Origin of the sequence: Pseudoalteromonas ulvae UL12 (assembly GCF_014925405.1) — a bacterium.
Taxonomy (GTDB): Bacteria; Pseudomonadota; Gammaproteobacteria; order Enterobacterales; family Alteromonadaceae; genus Pseudoalteromonas; species Pseudoalteromonas ulvae.
Window position 1 is genome coordinate 14,814 of sequence record NZ_AQHJ01000030.1, and the last position, 17,238, is coordinate 32,051.

At 40.3% G+C, this 17,238-nt stretch carries 12 protein-coding genes; 4 read left to right on the forward strand and 8 right to left on the reverse strand.

Going from position 1 to position 17,238, the window contains the following annotated elements; translation table 11 throughout:
* Nucleotides 1–41: 41 nt before the first annotated feature.
* Nucleotides 42–1,934, reverse strand: a complete 1,893-nt coding sequence (locus PULV_RS13695) for a transglycosylase SLT domain-containing protein (RefSeq protein ID WP_086745820.1) — start codon at nt 1,932–1,934, stop codon at nt 42–44.
* Nucleotides 1,935–2,219: 285 nt separating this feature from the next.
* Here PULV_RS13695 and fadB point away from each other — a divergent pair, with 285 nt between their 5' ends.
* A complete protein-coding gene (gene fadB, locus PULV_RS13700; RefSeq protein ID WP_086745819.1) occupies nt 2,220–4,382 on the forward strand; it encodes a fatty acid oxidation complex subunit alpha FadB in 2,163 nt (720 codons plus the stop codon).
* Between the two features lies 1 nt (nt 4,383).
* Nucleotides 4,384–5,547, forward strand: a complete 1,164-nt coding sequence (gene fadA, locus PULV_RS13705; RefSeq protein ID WP_086745818.1) for an acetyl-CoA C-acyltransferase FadA — start codon at nt 4,384–4,386, stop codon at nt 5,545–5,547.
* Nucleotides 5,548–5,564: 17 nt separating this feature from the next.
* Here fadA and PULV_RS13710 read toward each other — a convergent pair whose 3' ends face one another.
* Nucleotides 5,565–7,061 carry a sensor histidine kinase gene (locus tag PULV_RS13710; protein WP_193332009.1) on the reverse strand — a complete coding sequence of 499 codons (1,497 nt, stop codon included), beginning with the start codon at nt 7,059–7,061 and terminating at the stop codon, nt 5,565–5,567.
* A gap of 141 nt (nt 7,062–7,202) precedes the next feature.
* Between PULV_RS13710 and PULV_RS13715 the strand changes: the two genes are divergently transcribed.
* Nucleotides 7,203–8,519 (forward strand): HD domain-containing phosphohydrolase, encoded by a 1,317-nt coding sequence (locus tag PULV_RS13715; RefSeq protein WP_086745816.1) that lies wholly within the window; start codon nt 7,203–7,205, stop codon nt 8,517–8,519.
* Nucleotides 8,520–8,582: 63 nt separating this feature from the next.
* Nucleotides 8,583–8,825, forward strand: a complete 243-nt coding sequence (gene tusA / locus PULV_RS13720; protein ID WP_086745815.1) for a sulfurtransferase TusA — start codon at nt 8,583–8,585, stop codon at nt 8,823–8,825.
* Between the two features lie 60 nt (nt 8,826–8,885).
* Here the strand turns inward: tusA and PULV_RS13725 are convergent, their stop codons facing one another.
* The 6 genes from PULV_RS13725 to dnaN form a co-directional block, all read right to left on the reverse strand.
* Nucleotides 8,886–9,335 carry a lipoprotein gene (locus tag PULV_RS13725; protein WP_086745814.1) on the reverse strand — a complete coding sequence of 150 codons (450 nt, stop codon included), beginning with the start codon at nt 9,333–9,335 and terminating at the stop codon, nt 8,886–8,888.
* Between the two features lie 134 nt (nt 9,336–9,469).
* Nucleotides 9,470–11,539, reverse strand: coding sequence for a glycine--tRNA ligase subunit beta (gene glyS, locus PULV_RS13730; RefSeq protein WP_193332010.1), 2,070 nt, complete (start codon nt 11,537–11,539; stop codon nt 9,470–9,472).
* Between the two features lie 9 nt (nt 11,540–11,548).
* Nucleotides 11,549–12,448 carry a glycine--tRNA ligase subunit alpha gene (glyQ, locus tag PULV_RS13735; RefSeq protein WP_086745812.1) on the reverse strand — a complete coding sequence of 300 codons (900 nt, stop codon included), beginning with the start codon at nt 12,446–12,448 and terminating at the stop codon, nt 11,549–11,551.
* Nucleotides 12,449–12,594: 146 nt separating this feature from the next.
* The gene (gyrB, locus tag PULV_RS13740) at nt 12,595–15,012 is read right to left on the reverse strand and encodes a DNA topoisomerase (ATP-hydrolyzing) subunit B (protein WP_193332011.1); all 2,418 of its coding nucleotides are present in this window, start codon (nt 15,010–15,012) and stop codon (nt 12,595–12,597) included.
* Between the two features lie 12 nt (nt 15,013–15,024).
* Complete coding sequence (gene recF / locus PULV_RS13745; RefSeq protein WP_193332012.1) at nt 15,025–16,119, reverse strand: DNA replication/repair protein RecF; 1,095 nt, start codon at nt 16,117–16,119, stop codon at nt 15,025–15,027.
* 3 nt (nt 16,120–16,122) lie between these two features.
* Nucleotides 16,123–17,226, reverse strand: coding sequence for a DNA polymerase III subunit beta (gene dnaN / locus PULV_RS13750; protein WP_086745809.1), 1,104 nt, complete (start codon nt 17,224–17,226; stop codon nt 16,123–16,125).
* Nucleotides 17,227–17,238: the final 12 nt, after the last annotated feature.

Below are 17,238 nucleotides of genomic sequence, written 5' to 3' on the forward strand. Positions count from 1 at the left end.
TGTGCATCTTATCATAGGGCATCAACAATTAAAGCAACCCCCTATTTTTGAATTTTCATCTTGACCAGATCTGTAAACAAGTTCTCGTTTTTGCCAAACCGTGTATGGTAAACCTGACGATAGGCATACACATTTTTGACATAATCGCGTGTCTCCCGGTACGGGATCCCCTCAACCCACAAATCAAAATCAACCCCTTCCTTCGGAAGCCATTTAGCCACACGATGATATCCAGCATTGTAGGAAGCGGTCGCCACCACTTCATTGCCTTTCGCTTTACGTTTGAGGTACTTAAGATAATTAGTCCCTAAACGGATATTAAGTTTAGGATCGTACAGTTTTCGTCGCGAAATACTGCCTTTATTGATATAACTGGCGGTAGAAGGCAACAATTGCATTAAACCATACGCGCCCGCTGACGAGCTGGCTGTTGGAGAAAATGAACTTTCCCGTCTTGCGATAGCATAGCTCCACGAAACATCTATGTTGCTGCGTTTACTGTATCGTTCAAATAGCGACTCATACGCCAGCGGAAACCGTAAATCTAAATGATGATATCGCTCTATCTGCGCCAACGTAATAATGACACTGTCATGCCAATCCATTTCGTGGGCAAGCAAAGCCGCAGCTAACTTTTCTTCCTCTGTGGAAGTATTAACTAAATAATTCCACTCACGTCTAGCAGAGGTGAAGCGCTCAAGCTCAAAAAATGCTTTCGCTCTTAAGTAACCAGGCGCTTGGGCTACACTCTGTTTCACTGCATCATCAACAACAATAGGTTGCTCTTGCAACGAGACCGGTAATTGCAATCGCGCAGCAGCTAAAAAACCATAATAATCGCGCTTTTGCGCCAGAGCTTGAAACATTGCCTCAGATTCAGCTTCTTTTCCTTGCTCTTTTAATGCGTATGCCAGCCAATATTGCTGACTATTATCGAGCTCTTTGTCTATAAAGTAAGCCACAATGCCTGGCCAATCACTTTGCTGTAATAAGTTCGTTAATTGCCACTGTTTTAGGCTTTTATCATGCTGATCTTTTGGTACTTTATTAAGCCAAAACTTCGCTTCTTTATGTTGCTTAGAGGCTAATGAAAGCGCAAAGCTGTAATAAACACTCTCTTTTTGCGCCTCACTAAACGGCATTTTTTCTAAATGTTTATCCCATGCACGCAAGGCTAAATCAGGGTCTCGCCAAATCAAACGTTTTAAGCCATAGACCACTATTTCGCTTTCTTTGACGGTATATTGTTTAAAGCGATATAAACCTGCGGCTGCAGAAGGGTCTTTTCGGACCGCATAATACAAATCAGCCAGGTATTGCTCTTGCTTTGGTAATTGTGTTTTTAAATAGGGAATAAGACTGTGCTGACCTTTTTGAGCCACTAATGTCAGCCGCTGCCACACTCGCTCAGGAGTCAGGTAACCTTGTTTCTGCCATTTACGAAACAAGCTATCACAGGCTTTTGGTTGTGATTTTTCCACCACCCACAGTGGTGTCACTTGCTTCAGTACTGCCGCCGAGGGCGCGCCTAAATCAAGCTGATATCGAAGGTTTAAACAGGTCAACTCGCTATTCGATGTGTCTTTAAAGTACTCTATAAATTTGGCTTTTTTATTCAAGCGAGCCAAATTTTCTAACCATGATTCTCGTACCTTCCAAGATAAAGGCGTCCCCTCGTAAACGTCTAAAAAGCGCTTAATATCGGGTTCATTATTTAAATATGGGTATTTTTCAAGATATGCCATTTCGACATAAGGTTTAAGTGGATGTTCGAGCTCAGAAAGCGTTTGTTGATAGCGTTTTTTGTTACCGCTTTTAGCCACCTTTTCGGCAGCGATAAAATCATCATGAATGGTACTTGCCGACAATGCCGTGCCAGTAATAAAAGAGCTGCATAGTACAGCTAAACGTAATCCTCGTTGGAAAAAAGCCATGAAAGTTATCCCTACTGTGTTACGCCAATCAAAAAATAAAAGAAAAGTATAAAAGACTGAATTTGAATGGTTTCCTAGCTTGCCTTGGAACGACATTGCTTTGCAACAAATCTCGATAAAAACCTGCTGACTAGTCTACCTTTATAGCAGGATTGGGAGTCAGTTTTTAACCAGATGTAACAAATTCACTAAAATTTAATTGCATTTTATTTTTAAAACAGGCAACCTGCGTAAAAAGCGCACTCATCGTACCAGTTGAGTTTGATAACTAGGGAGACATAGTTAATGTTATTTAAGAGTGATACCTTCGAGGTTTCTTTCATTAAAGAGAACATCGCCGAGTTTAAATTTTGTGTACCCGGCCCCGTAAATAAATTATCTCAGCAGACCCTGCAAGATTGTGGTCAAGCATTAGCTGAATTAGCAAACAACTCAGATATTAAAGGCATGGTGTTTACCAGCGATAAAGATCACTTCATTGTTGGCGCAGATATTTTTGAATTTTTACCGACCTTTGATAAACCAGAAGCGGATCTTGTTCAGTGGATTAAAAATGCCACTGATGTATTTGACCAACTAGAAGACCTACCTTTTCCAACTATTTCAGCCATCAATGGTATGGCACTCGGTGGTGGGTGTGAGTGGGTACTAGCAACCGATTACCGCATTGCAGCCACCGATTTAAAATTAGGGCTTCCAGAAGTTAAGCTTGGCATTATGCCTGGATTTGGCGGCACGGTTCGTCTACCGAGAATTATCGGTGCAGATAACGCCATGACGTGGATCACCACAGGTAAAGAGCACCGTGCTGAACAAGCATTAGCAGTTCGTGCTGTCGATAGTGTTGTTGCATCAGACAAATTAGTCGCCAGTGCTGTTAAGATGATTGAGCAAGCAATTGAAGGCAAGCTTGATTGGCAAGCCAAGCGCCAAGAAAAATTACAACCGCTTAAAATGAATCGAGTTGAGCAAGGCATGAGCTTTGCGACGGCAGAAGGCATGGTTTTTGGCCAAACAAAAGGTCACTATCCTTCACCTATGATGGCTGTTAAAACCATCAAAGCAGCAGCGAACCACGGCCGAGCTGAAGCAATGGCCATTGAAAACGCCAATTTCGCCAAATTAGCAAAGACTCCTGAAGCTGCTGCGCAAGTTGGTATTTTCTTAGCTGATCAATATATCAAATCAAAAGCACGCAAGTTAGCCAAAGGTAGCGACACTCAAATCAAGCAAGCTGCGGTTTTAGGTGCGGGCATTATGGGTGGCGGCATTGCATACCAGTCTGCTTATAAAGGCGTGCCTATTATCATGAAAGACATCCAAGAATCCGCACTGGACTTGGGTATGAATGAAGCATCGAAAATTCTAGGCAAACAACTAGAACGCGGCCGTATCAAACTTGATCAAATGGTGAAAACCCTTGGAGCAATCAAACCAACGTTAAATGATGCTGATCTGCAAACTGCAGACATCGTTGTAGAAGCTGTGGTTGAAAATCCAAAAGTGAAACAAACCGTTCTTGCTAAACTTGAAGCCGATATGCCTGATGGCACAGTGCTGACTTCAAATACGTCGACTATTTGTATCGATGTGTTGGCAAGTGCACTAGAAAAACCAGAAAACTTCTGTGGAATGCACTTTTTCAATCCAGTCCATAGAATGCCGCTAGTCGAGATCATTCGCGGCAGCAAAACTTCAGATGCAACCATCAATGCAGTAGTGGATTACGCCCTGAAATTGGGTAAATCACCCATTGTTGTTAATGATTGTCCTGGATTTTTTGTAAACCGTGTTTTATTCCCTTACTTTGCTGGTTTTACACAATTAGTAACTGAAGGCGTGAATTTCGCTAAAGCCGATAAAGTTATGGAAAATATCTTTGGTTGGCCGATGGGCCCTGCGTATTTACTGGATGTTGTTGGTTTAGACACTGCGCATCACTGTACAGACGTTATGGCTGAAGGCTTCCCTGCTCGCATGGCGCGCCAAGAAAAAGATCCTGTAGCAGTACTCGCTACTCAACAACGCTTTGGTCAGAAAAATGGTAAAGGCTTTTATCAATATGTAATGGATAGAAAAGGCCGTCCACAGAAAAAAGCCGATCCTGAGGCTCTTGCTCTGCTTAGCTCTGTGTGTGAAAGCGAAAAAGAATTTAGCAAAGAAGAAATCATCGATCGCTGTATGATTCCAATGCTTAATGAAGTGTTATTGTGCTTGCAAGAAAATATCGTGGCATCACCACAAGAAGCTGACATGGCGCTTATCTATGGCTTAGGTTTCCCTCCATTCAGAGGGGGTGCATTCCGCTATCTAGATCAAATTGGCCTAGCTAATTTTGTTGCTAAAGCCGATCAGTACGCGCATTTAGGTGCTATTTTCCAAGTCTCTGAGCAAACTCGCCAATGGGCAGAAGCAGGACGTAAATTCTATCAGGTTGAGGGCCAATAACATGAAAACTCCAGTAATCGTTGATTGTATTCGTACACCTATGGGGCGTTCACGTAATGGTATTTTCAAACATACCCGTGCCGAAGACCTAAGCGCTCATTTAATGAAAGGCTTACTTGAACGTAATCCAGCACTAGAACCTGCACAAATAGATGATATCTATTGGGGTTGTGTTCAACAAACTTTAGAGCAAGGCTTTAACATTGCACGTAATGCAGCCTTACTTGCAGGGATCCCACACACAGTACCAGCTGTAACCGTGAATCGTCTATGTGGTTCATCAATGCAAGCCATTCATGATGCAGCTCGTGCCATCATGACCGGCGCCGGTGATGTATACATTGTCGGTGGTGTTGAGCACATGGGACATGTACCAATGAGCCATGGTGTTGACTTCCACTCTGGGTTGTCTAAATCTGTCGCACAAGCTGCAGGTATGATGGGCTTAACCGCTGAGTATTTAGCAACCTTACACGGCATTAGTCGCCAACAACAAGATGAATTCGCTGTTCGTTCACATCAACGTGCTTATGCCGCGACAGTTGAAGGGCGTTTCAAAAACGAAATCCTTCCGACACTTGGCCACGATGAAGACGGTACACTGATCAGCATTGATACCGACGAAGTAATTCGCCCAGAAACAAACCTTGAAGGGTTATCACAATTACGCCCAGCATTTAACCCTGCTAGCGGTACTGTGACAGCGGGCACTTCATCTGCGTTATCAGATGGTGCTTCAGCAATGTTAATGATGTCTGAAGAAAAAGCCATCGAGCTTGGCTTACCTATCCGAGCTCGAGTCAAGTCAATGGCTGTTGCTGGTTGTGATCCATCAATTATGGGCTACGGCCCAGTTCCTGCCAGCCAAAAAGCGTTAAAAGACGCGGGTATTACAATTGAAGATATCGGTGTTGCAGAACTCAATGAAGCGTTTGCAGCACAGGCATTGCCAGTGCTTAAAGACTTAGGCCTTGCTGATGTTGTCGATGAAAAAGTAAACCTCAATGGTGGCGCGATTTCGTTAGGTCATCCATTAGGATGTTCGGGTACTCGTATCAGTACAACGCTAATTAATTTAATGGAAGAAAAAGACGCTAAATATGGTTTAGCAACAATGTGTATTGGTCTAGGCCAAGGCATTGCCACGGTTTTCGAACGCACATAAGCAGTATCTTTTTTGCATTAAGCAACACTCTCTGTGTTGCTTTTTTTTTGCTTACTCGGTGAGGGCAGCTTAATTGTAAAACAACTGCCTTCACCCACTTTACTACTTACTTCAATGGTACCGTGATGTGCCTCTATGATGCCAAAGCTAATTGATAACCCAAGGCCCGTGCCTATCCCTACCGGCTTTGTGGTAAAAAAAGGATCAAACAATTTTTGCTGCGTGGCTTCATCCATTCCACACCCAAAGTCCTGAATAGAAATACAGATAAAATCATCATCCATATAGGTTGAAATACTAATTTCACCGCCATCAGGCATAGCTTGTTTAGCATTGACTAAGATATTCAAAATCACTTGCTCTAATTGATTTTTAGTCCCTGTCACCTCATCGATTACATCTGAAAATTGTTTTTTTATTTCATACGCTTCATATTTAAATTCAGACGCTAAAATATTGAGTGCTGACTCAATACACTCATTGACACTGAACTCAATAAATTGCTCTTGCCCAGAGTGCGAAAACGTTTTCAGGTCTTTTACAATTGTACACACTCGAGTTAAGCCACTTTTGCATGAATCGATAATTTCACCGCTGTCATTGAGTAAAAATGCGACCTCTGTTTTATCTTCTTCTTCGAGTTTACCTTCGTTACTTTGCTGAAAATACTCCTTAAGATCGGACACATATTCTTGCAGAGAATTAATATTACTCATCACAAAGCCAATCGGATTGTTTATCTCATGTGCGACACCCGCAGCTAACTGTCCAATTGAGGCCATCTTTTCTGCTTGAGTTAATTGTCGTTGTGCTTGCTCTAATGAATGATAAGCCACATTCAACTCATTATATTTTTTATCTAGTTTTATTTGCGCTAGCTTTCTTGCGATCGCTATTTTGACTAAGTTACGCCCAGACTCCAATGTCTGTAACTTAGAACTATCGAGCATGTGGTCGTCTTTAAAAAAGATAGCCAATAAATGATAATGACTTTTAATCGAAAATAGCGGCAAGACAACAACATATTGATAGGTTTTGACAAGCGGATGGCTTTTTAAAAAAAATTGTTCTCCAGACATCAATACGGTTTCATTCTCAGCTTCTTGAATAGAAGCGATAACTTGAGTTAAGTCAATATCAGATAGGTTTTCAGCCAAGGAGCCTGCGGATGCCTTGTCTGATAAAAGCGGCACCTTTGTGCTCTTAGCTTCTCCTCCATGGATATAAGCGCTGGTGGACATAAAAAAATTAGCACATCTCAATAAAAAGCTCTGAATGATGCCCTCTAACTTTTCTTGGCTAAACGTTACCGTCGCCAAATAAGTCAAAAATTCTAATTGGTTTTGCCGAGATTCTGTTGAACTCCCAGCAAACTCTAACTCTGATTGAGTATCAATCAGTGCTTGCTTAGTTGCTTTTAACTGAGCCTCACAATGTTCTCGTTCTGACTTTTCTGTTTCTAGCTCTGCTTTGAGCGCTAATAATGCACTATCCTGCTGTTCTGTTTGTGACACAAGCAACCTCAAAGGCAGTTAAATGACTAATAAAATAGAAAAAATCAGCAATTATCATCGTGTAATCTATAATTAATTAAAATCCTAGCACTCGACTGAGTACTCTATAGTTTTTAGTCCTAACCAAAGAGATTTTCAAATATGACAGATAAATTTAAGCCTAAAATCATGTTTGTTGATGATGAGCCTGAGGTGTTGATGGCGCTTAAACGTATCTTTCGTCGTGATTATGAAACCTTTACGTTTGATGACCCAGCACAAGCCATAGAGTTTTTAAACACCACTCGAGTCCATTTAGTCATTAGCGATATGCGCATGCCTAACATCACAGGTGCAAAAGTTTTAGCAGCGACCAAACAAATACAACCAAAAGCAAAACGTATTTTACTTTCTGGCTACTCCGATATGGACAGCACTATCGAAGCAATCAACCAAGGGGGTATTCATGCTTACATTACAAAACCTTGGGATAATGACCGTATCAAAGAGGTTGTCGAGGATTCCGTGCAGGCTGTCATTTTAGAAGCTAAGAATGAGCAGTTAAGTAAACAGCTTATTCAAAAAAACAAAGCGCTTGAGGAACTCAATCAGACCCTTGATAAAAAAGTACAAGAACAAACTCAGTCACTTCGTTTAAGCCTACAAAGACTGTCTACCGCCGCAGGCAAACAACGAAAGTTGTTACATCAAATTATCGAAATGATCTCTTTAATTGCAGCAGAGCAACGAGGCAGCCATTATTCCGATGATGTTCGCATTGCAAAACAATGTAGGTTACTGGGCCATAAACTCAAGCTAGAGAAGAGCCAACTCACTTATTTATACCTTGCAGCGTCTTTGCATGAACTTGGTAAAATCGCGTTGCCTGAAGAATTACTCACTAAGCCTGAATCAAAAATGAGTGCCGAAGAATTATTAATTCTCCACAAACAGGCCAATAAAGGGGCTGATATTATTGATATTATCCCTTCATTGCATGAGGTTTCAGATATTCTTCGCTATCAATATGAACGCTATGCAGGAAAAGGATTTCCAGATCTGAAGCAAGGTGAAGACATCCCCATTGGTTCGCGTATTTTGGCTGTCGTTCGTGATTATGATAAATATATAAGCGGATATTTTACTGGAAAAAAACTCAGCCCAAGAGATGCTCTCCAAGCTCTAAAAGCACAATCAAATCGTATCTATGATAAAAAAATTATTGAAGCCTTTACTGCCCTGCTTAAAGATATTCCATCAGGTAGTGATGCTCAATTTTGTTTGACTACAGATATGCTTAAGCCTGGAATGATCATTGCGCAAGATGTCAAATATGCCAATGGCAACATTGTGCTGACGCAAGGCACCACACTAACAGATGCAATAATCGGTCGATTAGAGCAGTATGAAATTAAGCATGACTTCGCATTTTTAGTCTTTACTTTAATTCCACAACAAGTCGATACCGCCGTAGATTAATTTAAATTTGAAGCTCACGAAAGAAAGCCCTAAACTAGCGCCTAATTTAATTTAGAGATTATTATGTCGTTATTTGATTCAACTGATCACACTTTAGATGCAATTGGTTTACGGTGCCCAGAGCCCGTGATGATGGTAAGAGGCACCATCAGAAAAATGGAAGCCGGACAAACGGTGTTAATTCTTGCTGATGACCCTTCTACGACCCGAGATATCCCAAGCTTTTGCCGCTTTATGGATCACACCTTACTTGCTGAGCAAACTGATGAGCTCCCATTTAAGTATGTTATTAAAAAAGGCCTGTAATAACTACACGCCTTTTTCTTCTACACATCCTGACTTCACTTAGTCACGAAAGTTTTACTATTACTCAAATATTTGATTAATCGTCACCAACGGTTTATCTAAGTTACGAAAATTAATACTGACCTCATACCAACCGGCTTCATAAGGCGTAAAGCTAAAGTAATTATAAACACTGTTACAGTTTGCCTGCACTGGAATGCCCAGTTCTAAAAATTTATCTAAATCTTCATTTTTGTAACCGCAGTTCAATCCTGCAGACCAGTTTTCATCTGCTATTTTAAATTCGTAGGCTTTATCTGCTGTGGTGAATTTAATTCTAGTTTGGAATATATCGCGACTAATTGCATTTAATTGGTACTCAGGCTGACTTTCCCATAAAGAAAAGTCACCGCGTAGATACATGGTTTGATCTACTTTACTTGCACTTGGTTCATCTGAAGTAAATGAATCGGTGCTTGAGCATGCGCTCAAAACGACAGCAGCGGTTAAAGGTAAAATCAATTTTTTCATTATTATTATCCTGACGATATCTTTCTGATTGTAGTGAATATAGTGTTAAAAAATTCAACAACATTCAAGTGTATTACCTTTATTATTCAGTTTATTTTTACAAGAAAAAAGCCGACTTTCGTCGGCTTTTTTTATTACTTCTGTAAAACAGAAATGTCGGCAACTTGTAAAAACAAACTTCTCAATTCACTTAGTAAAGTAAATCGGTTTTGTTTCACGGCTTCATCTTCAGCCATCACCATGACATTATCAAAAAACACATCTACAGGCTCACGAATATCTGCAAGGCTCACCAATACAGCTTGGTAATCACCACTGGCAATCGCCTCAGTGAGTTCTTGTTGATAACGTTTTACTTCTGCAGCAAGGGCTTTTTCTGCATCTTCAATCAACAGGGATTCATTAATGCTATCAGCTGCAGTGAAATCATTTTTAGCTAAGATATTAGCTACACGCTTATTTGCGGCGGCTAATGCACTTGCTTGCTCAAGACTTCTAAAGTGACTAACGGCTTTTACACGACGGTCGAAATCAACTGGTTGGCTCGGGCGGCGCGCCAGAACAGCCTGGATGATATCTACTTCTATACCTTGATCTTGATACCAAGATCTAAAGCGACCAAGTAAGAATTCAAAGACATCTTCAGCCACTTTTTCATTTGATAATTTGTCACCAAACAAGCTTATGGATTTTGCAATAATATCATTTACATCTAACGCCAGCTCTTTTTCAACCATAATACGTAATGCACCAATGGCAGCGCGACGCAGTGCAAATGGATCTTTATCGCCTTTTGGTGCTTGGCCAATACCAAAAATACCGACTAAAGTGTCAAACTTATCGGCCAGTGCAACGGCGCAACTAATCGCGCTACTTGGCAAATTGTCACCTGCAAAACGAGGCATATATTGTTCGTTTTGTGCTAAAGCGACCGCTTCGGATTCACCATCATGGCGAGCATAGTGCATCCCCATCACACCTTGAACATCTGTAAACTCCATCACCATTTCGGTCATTAGGTCTGTTTTACTTAACAAACCTGCGCGCGTTGCATCAGCGACATCTACATTTAATGTCTGTGCGATAAAACCAGAAAGTTCTGCAATACGTTCAGATTTGTCTTTTAATGTACCAAGCTGCTTTTGAAATAAAACCGTATCTAACGATGTTAAGCGGCTTTCTAGTGTTTTCTTTTTATCAGTTTCAAAAAAGAACTGCGCATCAGCTAAGCGTGGACGAACAACTTTTTCGTTACCGGCAATCACTTGCGCTGGGTTTTTGCTTTCTATATTCGATACGAATAAAAACTTATTGAGCAAGTTGCCATCTTGATCTAATAACGGAAAGTACTTTTGGTCATCTTTCATCGTATAGATCAGTGCTTCTGCAGGCACCGATAAAAACGACTCCTCGAATGTCGCAACTAAAGTAACAGGCCACTCTACTAAAGATGTGACTTCTTCAAGTAAATCTTCGTCCATCGCAACAACAGCGTTATTAGCAGCGGCTTGTTGTTCTATTTGCTGTTTGATTAATGCTTTACGCTCTTCATAATCAGCAATAACATAAGCTGATTTTAATACGTTAAACGCATCATCAGCATGGTTAATTGTCACGCGTTCAGGGTGATGAAAACGATGGCCCTGTAATTGATTAGAGACCTCTTTATCTAATACAGTCCCATTGACTAGCTTATTGCCATAAAATACCGTCACGGTGTGAACAGGACGAATAAATTGGGTTTTATTTGCTCCCCAACGCATCGGTTTAGCAATTGGAAGTTTACCAAGCGCATTCGTTAATGCTTGCGGTATTAGCGCTTCAACAGCTTGACCAGCTACTTTAGCAATGTGCAATAACCACGCGCCTTTGTCTGTCTCTAGACGTTGTGCATCTGCGACTTCTATTCCACAGCCACGAGCCCAACCCATTGCAGCTTTAGTTGGGTTACCATCAGCATCAAAGGCAGCTTGAATTGCAGGTCCTCTTTTTTCAACTTCTTTATCTTGTTGCGCCGCAATTAGCCCATTAACTTTCACACCCAGTCTACGAGGAGATGCATACCATGATGCACTTTCAAAACTTAATTCAAGCGTAGAGAGCTCAGCCGTAAAATTTGCTAATAAGGCTTCTGCTAATTGACGTAATGATTTTGGAGGTAACTCTTCAGTACCGATTTCAATTAATAAATTTTCTGTCTTCATTTCGATACCTTACTTCTTACACAATGGGAAACCGAGCGCTTCACGTGCTTCATAATAGCTTTGTGCACATGCTTTTGATAATGCTCTAACACGAAGAATATAACGTTGGCGTTCTGTAACAGAAATAGCATGACGTGCATCTAATAAGTTAAATGCATGTGAGGCTTTCATCACTTGCTCATAAGCTGGTAGTGGTAAGCCCGCTTCAATTAACTTTTGGCTTTCTTTTTCACATTGATCAAATTGTGCAAATAAAGCTGAGACATCAGCATGCTCAAAATTATACGTTGATTGCTCAACTTCATTTTGATGGAAAACATCACCATAAGTGACTTTCCCCATTGGACCATCAGCCCAGACTAAGTCATAGATACTATCAACGCCTTGTATATACATCGCAAGGCGCTCTAAACCATAAGTGATTTCGCCAGTTACTGGAGAACACTCTAATCCACCCACTTGCTGAAAATATGTAAACTGCGTCACTTCCATACCGTTAAGCCAGATTTCCCAACCAAGACCCCAGGCACCTAATGTCGGTGATTCCCAGTTATCTTCAACAAAACGAACTTCATCCGTTAATGTATCAATCCCCATAGCCGCTAACGAACCAAGATAAAGCTCTTGAATATTATCTGGTGATGGTTTTAAAACTACTTGAAATTGGTAGTAGTGTTGTAAGCGATTTGGATTTTCGCCATACCGTCCATCTGTTGGTCGACGACATGGTTGAACGTAAGCACTCGACATCGGCTCAGGGCCAATTGATTTAAGAAATGTTAATGGGTGAAAAGTACCTGCACCTACTTCCATATCGAGAGGTTGCGCAATGACACAGCCTTGCTGCGCCCAATAATCTTGTAATGCCAAGATTAAACCTTGAAAGGTCTTAGTATCGTATTTTTGCATGATTGATTTTAGTCTTTTATTGCTTTTGACAGCCAGAAATTAGCTCCAGTATAACCTGTGATGAAGCTGGTTTTAAGCAGTTTATTTAAGATACAAAAATAAAAAAGGAGACTAAGCGCCTCCTTTTTCAAATCGTTTTTTAATCTTTATATATCAAGATTAACTACGCGTAGTGCATTCTTCTCAATAAACTCACGACGAGGTTCAACTTGGTCACCCATCAAAGTCGCAAAGAGTTGATCCGCGGCAATTGCATCTTCAATTGTAACTTGCAACATACGGCGGGCACTTGGATCCATAGTCGTTTCCCACAACTGGCTAGGATTCATCTCGCCTAATCCTTTATAGCGTTGGATATATAAACCACGTTTTGACTCAGCGATTAACCAATCAAGGGCTTCAACAAAGTTACTCACGACTTGAGTTTTCTCGCCTCGTTGAATATAACCACCTTCTTCAATAAGGTTAGACATTAACTCACCTGTTTTCTTTATTTTCTTATAATCTGTTGACGCTAAGAAATCTAAGTTTAATAGGTGGTCTTTATCGATACCATGCTGACGAATAGTGATAACAGGCAAGGTGATATTACGCTCGGCATCAAAATGAGTGTTTGCTTTAAATTGTGTTGCATCAACATCATCACGCACTAATGCATCCACTAAGTTTTGTGTCCACGATGCAACTTTATCAGCATTTTTTAAATCTGCTTCATCTAAGCCTGGCTGATAAATTAATTCATCTAAGATTGATTCTGGATACTTTCTCTTTAAACGCGCAATTACAGCTTCTGTAGCTTGATAATCTTTTACTATATTCTCTAAAGCAACACCGCTAATTGCGGGAGCTTGCTCGTTAACATACAGAGAACTTCCCTCTAACGCTAACGTTGTGAGGTACTCAGTTAAGGCTGGATCATCTTTAATATAGCGTTCTTGCTTGCCTTTTTTCACTTTATATAAAGGAGGCTGCGCAATATAAATATACCCTCGTTCTACGATTTCTGGCATTTGACGATAGAAGAAAGTTAACAGTAATGTACGAATGTGAGAACCATCAACATCCGCATCAGTCATGATTATAATGCTGTGATAACGTAGTTTTTCTGGCTTATATTCATCACGTCCTATGCCACAACCTAACGCAGTTATTAATGTCGCGACTTCTTGCGATGAAAGCATTTTATCAAAACGTGCTTTTTCTACGTTCAGTATCTTTCCTTTTAATGGCAAGATAGCTTGATTTTTACGGTTTCGACCTTGTTTGGCTGAGCCACCGGCCGAGTCCCCTTCCACTATATATAGTTCAGATAGTGCAGGATCTTTTTCTTGGCAATCGGCTAACTTACCAGGTAAGCCGGCTAAATCCATCGCACCTTTACGACGCGTCATATCACGAGCTCGACGAGCAGCTTCACGCGCTCTGGCTGCATCTACTATTTTTGTAACAACGATTTTAGCTTCGTTTGGATGCTCTAATAAAAACTCACTGAGTTTTTCAGCCATCGCTTGTTCAACCGCTGATTTTACTTCACTAGATACAAGCTTATCTTTTGTTTGTGAAGAAAATTTCGGATCTGGCACTTTTACAGAGATAACAGCTGTTAATCCTTCACGAGCATCATCACCTGATGCACTTGTTTTCTCTTTTTTGTTAAACCCTTCTTTATCCATATAGTTGTTTAAAGTACGGGTTAATGCACCGCGGAAACCCGCTAAGTGTGTGCCACCATCGCGCTGTGGAATATTGTTAGTAAAACAATATATGCCTTCCTGGAAGCCATCATTCCATTGCATTGCCACTTCAACACTGATGCCGTCTTCTTCACGAGTCGAAGTAAAATGGAAAACATTTTGATGAACTGGGGTTTTATTTTTATTTAAATATTCAACGAAGGCTTTGATGCCCCCTTCATATTTGAAATGATCCGTTCGCTCATCACGCTCATCCGTTAAGATAATACTGACACCAGAATTTAAGAATGATAACTCACGTAAACGCTTCGCTAAGATGTCGTAATGAAAATCTAGATTCGTGAATGTTTCACCACTTGGCCAAAATCGTATCTCAGTTCCTGTCGTTTCAGAATCACCTATAGCTGCAAGCGGTGCATCAGGCTCACCGCGTGTGTAGGTTTGTTCGTGAATTTTACCTTCACGTCGAATAGTTAAACGCAGTTTTTCTGAAAGTGCATTTACTACCGATACACCTACACCATGCAGACCACCAGATACTTTATAAGAGTTATCATCAAACTTACCACCGGCATGAAGTACAGTCATAATAACTTCTGCGGCAGATACGCCTTCTTCTTCATGGATTGATGTCGGGATACCACGTCCATTATCGCGAACTGATACAGAACCATCTGTATGAATGGTTATATAGATATCATCACAATGACCCGCTAATGCTTCATCAATCGAGTTATCGACAACTTCGAAGACCATGTGGTGTAGACCGGAACCATCATCCGTGTCTCCAATGTACATACCTGGACGCTTTCGTACTGCATCCAATCCTTTTAGTACTTTTATACTCGACGAATCGTAATTTTCAGACATGGTTTATTCCAATTAACTTGTTATAAGGTTGCCATGTTTCACGTGGAACATTTCTAATTTTCTTGTCATAGGTTCCAACACGGCAGATACACTCTCAGAATCAATAGCGGTGATAAAAATTTGAGACTGACATTTGGCAAGTAAATGACCAACTTCAGTTCGAGTATCAACGCTCAACTCAGAGCTTAAATCATCTATTAGTAAAATTGACTGCTTTTCTGTTTCGGCTTCAATTATACAATTTTGTGTCACTTTTAATGCATACAGTAATAACTTCAATTGACCACGCGAAAAATAATTTTCAACTATGGTGTCATTTACTACAAAAGTGATATCAGCTTTATGTGGTCCAAAGCTGGTAAAGCCTTGGCGAATATCTCGCTCAAAGCTTTGCTCCATGACCTGCTGTAAATCAATTTCTGTTTTCCAACCACTATTAAACTTGATTTCAAGGTCAGAAACTAGTGTTAAATTAGCGGCTATTTTATCAAAAAAAACGCTACGAAACCTCTCTAAATATTCGGTACGCAGTGTATTTATTTCTATAGCCAGTCTAACAAACTCTTTATCCCAATACTTTATCTGTTCATGATAGTTGCGGGGCTTTTGTTTTAATAATGCATTTCGTTGTTTGAGAAGTTTATTAAATGAAACCCACAAAGAAAAGAACTGATGTTCCACGTGGAACAATCCGAAATCTAGAAATTTTCGACGTTCTTTAGGACCACCAAAAAAAAGAGAGTAACTTTCTGGCGTAATAACTTGGACTGGTATTAGCTCTGCCAACTCGGCCATACGGCGACAGGTTTTACCTTGGATTTTTAACTCAGTGTCACCAGTCTGATTTTTACTAATACCAACAGGGAGTACCAACTGATCAACACGCTTTTTTGCATGGATAAAAAAGCACTCTTGTTGATGATTAATAATATTTTTATATTTTACGGTACGAAACGATTTACCATGAGACAAATAATAAATCGCTTCAAGCAAACTGGTCTTGCCGCTACCATTTTCACCGTAAATAATATTCACACCATTTACAGGCTTAAAAGATAAATCACTTAAATTGCGAAAATGTTTAACGTTAAGTAGCTCAAGGCTCATTTCTTATAAACGCATCGGCATGACAACATACATAGCTTCATTATCACCAGTCCCTTCAACTAGCGCACTGCTGTTTGAATCAGACAAAGTAAATGACACATCTTCAGTTTTTAATGTATTGAGTACATCCAATACATAAGAAACATTAAATCCAATTTCAAGATCGGGTCCATCATAAGACACCTCAACAACTTCTTCTGCTTGCTCTTGTTCTGGATTGTTAGCAGTAATCTTTAGCTCACCAGCAGAAAAATTAAGCCTAACGCCTCTGAATTTTTCATTAGATAAAATAGATACACGAGAAAAAGCACTGCGTAACCACTCTCTGTTAGCGGTGACAACTTTATCTCCTCCGCGAGGCAATACACGGCGATAATCAGGAAAACGACCATCAACTAATTTACTCGTAAAAGTAAACTCTTGATCTATGATACGAAAGTGATTTGCACCAAATTGAATAGTGACTAAGCTATCGTCACTCACCATCAGACGCATAATCTCTTGAACACCTTTACGTGGGATGATCAGTTGACGCTGCGTATTCAATGAGTAATCTAGTTTTTTTTGCGATAATGCTAAACGGTGGCCATCTGTAGCAACTGTTTTAATCTCAGAGTTATCAACTTCAAATGACATACCATTTAAATAATAACGAACATCTTGGTTCGCCATAGAAAAATGAGTACTTTCTAAAAGTTTGCGCAATTCATTACGGGTTATTTGAAAATCAACTTCACCATCCCATTGCTCCAAATTTGGAAAATCAATCGCAGGAAGACATGCTAAAGAAAAACGACTTTTGCCTGATGTCAGCAAGACTTGTGTCTCTTGAGCTGAAAAAGTCAAATCACAGCCATCTGGAAGGCTCTTACAAATATCGAGTAATTTCTTAGCAGGCAAAGTGAGCTTTGTATTATCAGCAAAGTCATTTAGTACCACGCTAGCAACCAATTCAATTTCTAAATCGGTTCCGGTCATCAATAATTTTCCATCTGCGATTTCAAGTAATACGTTCGATAGAATCGGTAAGGTATGCTTGCGCTCTATCGCTCCCGATACTTGAATGAGAGGCTTAAGAAATTGGTCTCTTGGAATTGTTATTTGCATAATTGAGATAAC